Raw genomic sequence first — 1,679 nt, forward strand, 5'->3', positions numbered from 1 at the left:
TCTGCGGTGTCGTCTAAAGCTCATTCTGCTGTCGCCTCCGTACTGAGGATGCGGTATATCGCGTCGATTACGTCGTCGGGCTGGGAGACGTACGCGACGACGACGTTGCCTTCGTCGCCGAGGTTCTTCTCGACTTCCTCGGCGTGCGTCGCGTTGATTGCGGTGCCGCCGGGTTGCGTCTCGACGTAGGCGTGGAGGTTGGCGTCAATCTCCTCCATGAGCGGGATAACCCGCTCTTTCGTGTCGTTCGAGGAGTTCTCGGAGTCGCCGGCGGCGAAGACGTAGCGGTTCCACTCGCGCCACGGGTAGCGCTCGTCCAAGACTTCTTTCGTCAACTCGTAGGCTGACGAGATTCGCGTCCCGCCGCCCGAGCGGATGCCGAAGAACTCGTCGCGTTCGACTTCCCACGCCTCCGCGTCGTGGGCGATGTAGACGAACTCCGCGTGGTCGTACTTGCCCGTGAGGTACCAATCGAGCGGCGTAAACGTGCGCTCGACGAGTTCGCGCTTGGTCTCGCGCATCGACCCCGACACGTCGCGGATGTTCACGACCACGACGTTCGAACGCTTCTTCTCGATTATCTCGGGATGGCGGTAGCGCTCGTCCTCGCGGCGGAACGGAATCTCCTTGAGTCCGTCACGCCGGATGCGCTGGACGGTCGTGGTCCGCTCGACGTTTGCTTCCATCTCCTCGAAGGACTCCCACGTGCCACGTTCTTCGTCGGGGATGCGGCCCCACTCGTCGTCGATCCACGCCATCGAGACGAGGATGTTGTTCTCGCGGCACCAGTGGTAGACCTCTTTGGCTGAGGTTCCCTCGACTTTCATCGCCTCGCGGACGTAGTCCTCGTCGAAGTCCATCGCGAGTTTGCGCTTGAGACCCTCTTTGAACAGGCGTTCGAAGTCGAGCGTGCTGTGCGGTCCGCTCCGGGTGATATCGGTGAAGTCGCCTTCGATTTCGTCGATCACTTCCTTCCCTTTCGGTTCGAGTTCGAGACCGAGTTCTTCGTCGAGCGCCTCGGCGAACTGTTCGGGGTTCATCTCGTAGTACTCGTGTTCGGCCCCCTCTTCCCCGGGTTCGCCTTCGTCGCCCTCGCCGGGTTCGGGTTGTGGCTGGCCGAGGGGTTGGCCGACGTCGGGCGTCCCGCCTTTTCCTTGGCCGACGCCGCCCATGTCGAGGCGGTCGTACTGGAACTCCGGGAGGTCGACGACTTTGATTGGAATCTTGATGTCCTTCGAGCCGGAGGCTCCGAGGTCACCGTAGGAGATGAACTCCTTGAGGTCTTCGCGGCGCTCTTCGCCCACTTCGCGGAATCGTTCGAGGTCGTCTCTCAGTCCCATGTCTGGCTCACTCTCTTCATTACGGCACGGCTCGTGAGTTCGGCCGACGCGGTGGTGTAGCCGCGTTTCACCATCTCATCGATAGTGCGGTCTTTGACCCGGGCCGTCTCGGTGTTCGCTGGCGGGTCATCCCACTGGCGGGGGTCGCGGTCGGGGGACAGTCGGCGCCCGTCCCCCCCCGCCTGCGGTTCCGGCCCCCTCCCAATGACGGGGAACTCCGTGGGGCCCACGCCAGAGACCGGGAAATCCCCGGCACGGTTTTCCCCCCCGGACCCGGTTGGCCGCGGGGTGGCCCTCCCCGTGCGGGACGGTTTCGCTCTCCCCGGGGGGGCGGTGGCC

At 63.9% G+C, this 1,679-nt stretch carries 1 protein-coding gene and 1 pseudogene; both read right to left on the reverse strand.

Annotated features, from left to right (window positions below; genetic code table 11):
• Positions 1-20: 20 nt before the first annotated feature.
• Entirely contained in the window at positions 21-1,340 is a 1,320-nt protein-coding gene (locus QT222_RS01465; protein WP_004060335.1) for a YeaH/YhbH family protein, read from the reverse strand.
• A pseudogene (locus tag QT222_RS01470) lies at positions 1,331-1,603 on the reverse strand (kinase anchor protein); the annotation flags it as partial. The gene QT222_RS01465 and the pseudogene QT222_RS01470, both read right to left, overlap by 10 nt.
• Positions 1,604-1,679: the final 76 nt, after the last annotated feature.

It is taken from the genome of Haloferax sp. s1 (assembly GCF_058382125.1).

What these genes read in the sequence shown, in the direction of transcription:
- QT222_RS01465 (WP_004060335.1), bottom strand. Translation starts at nt 1,340, where the DNA reads ATGGGACTGAGAGACGACCTCGAACGATTCCGCGAAGTGGGCGAAGAG.